Genomic DNA, 4,388 nt, shown 5'->3' with positions numbered 1-4,388 from the left:
TATAAGAGACAGCGTCAGGACAGGTGGGCGGCGATCGCGTCCTCCCAGGAGCGGAGGTGGGCGGGGTAGGCGGCGGCGAAGGCGTCGAGGTCGCGGGCGGCCTCGCCGGTGAGCGCGGTGAGGTCGTAGGTGACGGTGGCGGTGCCGTCGCCGGCGATGTCGACGGTGACCGTCCCGGCGCGGTGTCCCGGGGTCACGCGGGCATAGGAGATGCGGCGGCGGTGGGGGTCGCGCGCGAGGACCAGCCAGATCGTGGTGTCCCCGTCGTGGACGGTCTCGAAGACCGTTCCGGGCTCGGTGTCGTCGGCGCCGTCCACCGGGAAGCGGGGGTGCCAGCCGGGCACCCAGCGTTCCTCGCCTCGCGGGGTGAACAGGTCGAACGCCTCGTCCGGGGGAAGCGGGACCCGGACGCGCCCGCTGAGCCGGTGCCGGATCGTCATCGCGTCCGCTCGGTGAGGGCGTGCGCGTCGGCGGCCGTGAGCGTCAGCCCGTACACGGACTTCAACTGCTCGATCTTGCCGAGCGTCTCGGGTGAGAACGGCGACCTGCCCTCGAAGGCATGGAGGGCGAGGCCCTCGACGAGGTCGCCGAGCGAGACGTCCAGATACTCGGCCAGCGCCTTCAGGACCTTGAGGACGTTGCGCTCGACGCGCATCCCGGTCTGCACCCGATCGACTGTTACCACGGTACCAAGATAACACCCTGCGATCTCGCTCGCTGACTCGATTCTGACGGCGAGTCATTGATAGCGTGATCACGGAGAGAAGCGGCATCTCACCCCGCAGTCACCTTAATGGTGATTTCGGTACATCATGTGGTGCGGATGGGGTTCGCGGGTGTATGCAAGGTGGGCTGAATGTCCGGACGATCCCGATGGGGACGGACGCCTCATGCCGGTTCCGGGAGCGTGAATGCCCAGGATGTCCCCCTCCGTGCACACGGCTGACCGAACGCTCGTGAAGGGACTGAACGACGGCGACGAGGCCGCGCTCGCCGCGCTCTACGACGAGTACGGTGAGCGGGTTTATGACTACGCCCTGTCAATGTCGGGTGACGAGAAAGTCGCGGCGGACATCGTCCACGACACGTTCATCGACGCCGGGCGCCGCGCCCCCCGGATGCGCGATCACCTGCAGCTGAGCTCCTGGCTGTACGGGGCCGCCCGACGCCGCTGCATCCGGCGCGGCCGGACCAAGAACCTCTACTGGGACCGGGACAGCGACTTCGCCGAGATCCCCTTCCTCGACCGCGGCGAGCCGGACGGCCCCGTCCCCGACTGGCCGCCCCTCGACGAGCTGCACGGACTCCTGCGCGCCTGCCTCGCCCGCCTGGCGCCCGTCGAGCAGGAGGTCATGCTGCTGGCGCACCGGCACGGGCTCCGTCCCGCCCGGCTCGGCGCGGCGCTCGGCATGTCCTCGCGCCGCGCCGCCCTGCGCGTACGCAGATCGCGGACGGATCTCGAGGTCGCGCTGCAGAAGGAGATCCACCGCGCCAACCGGGCCTGCGCCGCCGCGGCCTCCCAGAACCAGCCGGAACAGCCGGCCGCCGCCTCGGAGCCATCGGACGCGGCGGATTCTCCGGAGGAACGGGACGAGGCCCGTCCCACGGCGGTCGCCGTCCTCGCGGCCCGCAAGAACGAACCGCCCGCGCCGGCGGAATCCGCACCGTCCGGCCAACCGGGCGGGACGGTGCCCGGGGCGCCCGGTCCGCAGCCGCGCACCAAGTCGTTGTGGCAGGTTCTGCACCGGCGTGCCGACACCGCGCCCGTCGATCCGTCCACGGAACGGCATGCCGCGTCCTGCCCCGCCTGCCTTCGCCGCGGCCGGGTGTCCGCGGTCGCGCTGCTCAAGCGGGCCCCCGCCCCGGTGCTGCCCGCGGCGCTCCGGCACCGCGTCATGCACACCGCGACCGACCCGGAACTCGCGGGCTACCGGGCCGACATCGCCGCGCGGGGCGGCGCGCTCACGCCGTCCGGCCTGCCGAGCCAGCCGGACGTGCCTTCGCCATTCACGCGCCGCTGGCTGTTCACCGGCGGCGGGATGGCGAGCGCGCTGGCCGCCGCGCTCGCCGGCGTGTTCATCATGGGCCCCGGGATCGACGGCAGCACGCTCAAGTGGCCGCCGTTCGACACGCATCCGCAGCCGTCGATCACGCACGAGTCGCCGACGGAGCCGGGCCACGGGCCGCCGCCGTCCCACGGCGGGCCCGGCGGGGGCGGCGGCGGCCCCGGCCAGGCGCCCGTCCACCCGCAGACGGAGGAGAAGAAGCCGGAGGGCTCGGCGAGCCCGTCGCCGCCCTCGTCCGACGCGCCCGAGCCGCGCGGCGTCCTCGTCGTCCCGGCGAAGGTCGAGCTCTACGGCACGAAGAAGGCCCAGGTCAGACTCGCCGCCAAGAGCGGCCCCGTGTCGTGGACGGCGAACACGTCGACCGGCCAGCTCGTCCTCTCCCAGACGCAGGGCTCCATGCCCGAGGGCGGCACGGCACGGCTGACGGTCACGCTGCGCACGACGATCATCGGCCTCCCCGGCAAGGGCACCGTCACCTTCACCGACTCCGAAGGCACCCCGCACACGGTCACGGTCGTCTGGGGCGCCACCCTCCTCTAGCGGGGGCCTTCTGGACCGATCCCTTCCGCGTCCGGGGCTTGGCCGAGCTGGTCCCTGACCGTTTCGAGGTGCTCGCCGAGCGCCGCCTGGACGCGGGTCTCCATCGCCCGCGCGATGAACGGGTCGACGACCATCTTCACCAGCGGCCGCATCCGGCGCACCACCGCGGCGACCTCGCCGTCCGGGACGGGACGCTCCTCCAGCCGGTCGAACACGTGCTCCCGGACGAGGCCGACGAACCGGGCCGCGATCACGTCGCAGTCGTCGCGGATCTGCTCGGCGATGTCGAGCACCGAGTCGAGCGGGACGCCCGCCGCGACCAGCTCGGCGCCGACGTGCAGCAGCCGCGGGCTCGGCACCCGGTACATGGCGCCGTCCGGTTCGATGAGCCCGATCTCGACCGTCCGGTCGCGGAGCCGGGCGGTCTCGTCCTCGTCCAGCCCGGCGCCGAAGATCGCGACGAGCTCGTCGTAGCCGACGGTGCCGGGGATCTCGTCCGACCACGGGTCGGTGAGCACCTTCTCCAGCCCGAGGACCTCGCCGACGTCCTTGCCGGTCTCCCACGCGGTCAGCAGCTCCTTGATGACGGCGAAGGTGTAGCCGCGGCCGAGCAGCTGGCCGACCAGGCGGAGCCGGGCGAGATGCGCGTCGTCGTAGAGGCCGACCCGGCCTTCGAGCCGGGGCGGCGGCAGCAGGCCCCGGTCCTGGTAGGCGCGGATGTTGCGCACGGTGCTCCCGGCCAGCCGCGCCAGCTCGTCGATTCGGTACTCGGCCATGTCCCGTCCGCCGGACTCGTCCATCTTGACCGCCGTGATCCTACTCCGGCACCATTGTTACATTGATCGATGACACATAGGAGCATGGGCCATGGCGGACGACATCGAGGAGACGCTCCTCGGCGGGCCCCTGCGCTACACGCGCAAGGAGGTCGAGGCCCTCGCCGGCGTCCCCGACGACTACGCGCGCCGGATCTGGCAGGCGCTCGGCTTCCCGACCCCGCCCGACGACGAGGTCGCCTTCACCGACGGCGACGTCGCCGCGCTCCGCGAGATCAAGGACCTCCTCGGCAGCGACCTCGTCGACGAGGACATGGTCCTCCAGCTCGCCCGCGCCGTCGGCCAGACCATGGGACGGCTCGCGAGCTGGCTCGGCGACGTGTGGCTGCAGCGCCTCGGCGAGCTCCCGTCCGACGAGCCCCTCACACCCGAGCTGGTCACCGCCGCCCTCGCCGCCACCGAGGAACTCCGCCCGGCCTTCGAGCGGCTCCTCCTCCACGGCTGGCGCCGCCAGCTCACCGCCGCCGGGATGCGCGCCGCCGCCACGACGGCCAGCGCCCAGGCCGACCCGGCCGCCGGCATCGCGCACCTCGCCGTCGGCTTCGCCGACGTCGTCTCCTTCACCCGCCTGAGCCGCCGCCTGGACGGCGACGCCCTGGCCGCCTTCATCGAGCGCTTCGAGGTCACGACGGCCGAGATCGTCGCCGAGCACGGCGGCCGCATCGTCAAGACCCTCGGCGACGAGGTGCTGTTCGTCGCGTCCGACCCCCGCTCCGCCGCCGAGATCGCCCTCCGCATCGCGGAGCGCTTCAACGAGGACCCAGACTTCCCGAAGGTCCGCGTGGGCCTCGCCTACGGCGAAGTGATCCAGCGCCTAGGCGACGTGTTCGGCACCCCGGTAAACCTGGCGGCTCGCCTAACCGCCACGGCCTACCCAGGCACCGTCCTCATAGACACAACCCTGGCCTCCACGCTCCCACCCGACACCTTCGACAAGACCACCCTC

5 protein-coding genes are annotated in these 4,388 nt (G+C 72.4%); 2 read left to right on the top strand and 3 right to left on the bottom strand.

The features are described 5' to 3' along the window. Positions 1–14 precede the first annotated feature (14 nt). Both E1264_RS40630 and E1264_RS40625 read right to left on the bottom strand, forming a co-directional pair. Complete coding sequence (locus E1264_RS40630; RefSeq protein WP_132182585.1) at positions 15–440, bottom strand: SRPBCC family protein; 426 nt, start codon at positions 438–440, stop codon at positions 15–17. Continuing rightward, on the bottom strand, positions 437–685 hold the full coding sequence (locus tag E1264_RS40625) for a hypothetical protein (RefSeq protein ID WP_132182583.1): 249 nt from the start codon (positions 683–685) through the stop codon (positions 437–439). Before E1264_RS40625 ends, E1264_RS40630 begins: the two co-directional genes overlap by 4 nt. 271 nt (positions 686–956) lie before the next feature. Between E1264_RS40625 and E1264_RS40620 the strand changes: the two genes are divergently transcribed. Then, positions 957–2,606: a sigma-70 family RNA polymerase sigma factor gene (locus E1264_RS40620; RefSeq protein ID WP_165964642.1), complete on the top strand. Its 1,650-nt coding sequence runs from the start codon at positions 957–959 to the stop codon at positions 2,604–2,606. Here E1264_RS40620 and E1264_RS40615 read toward each other — a convergent pair. Beyond that, on the bottom strand, positions 2,603–3,406 hold the full coding sequence (locus E1264_RS40615; protein ID WP_243711477.1) for a MerR family transcriptional regulator: 804 nt from the start codon (positions 3,404–3,406) through the stop codon (positions 2,603–2,605). The genes E1264_RS40620 and E1264_RS40615 overlap by 4 nt on opposite strands. A 67-nt stretch (positions 3,407–3,473) precedes the next feature. On the opposite strand from E1264_RS40615, the gene E1264_RS40610 reads away from it, so the two are divergent. After that, positions 3,474–4,388: adenylate/guanylate cyclase domain-containing protein (locus E1264_RS40610; RefSeq protein WP_132182579.1), on the top strand; the 915-nt coding region annotated here is incomplete at its 3' end.

Source organism: Actinomadura sp. KC216 (assembly GCF_004348535.1).
Taxonomy (GTDB): Bacteria; Actinomycetota; Actinomycetes; order Streptosporangiales; family Streptosporangiaceae; genus Spirillospora.
The sequence above is the reverse complement of the archived record's forward strand: the minus strand, read 5'-3'. Positions and strand labels throughout refer to the sequence as shown.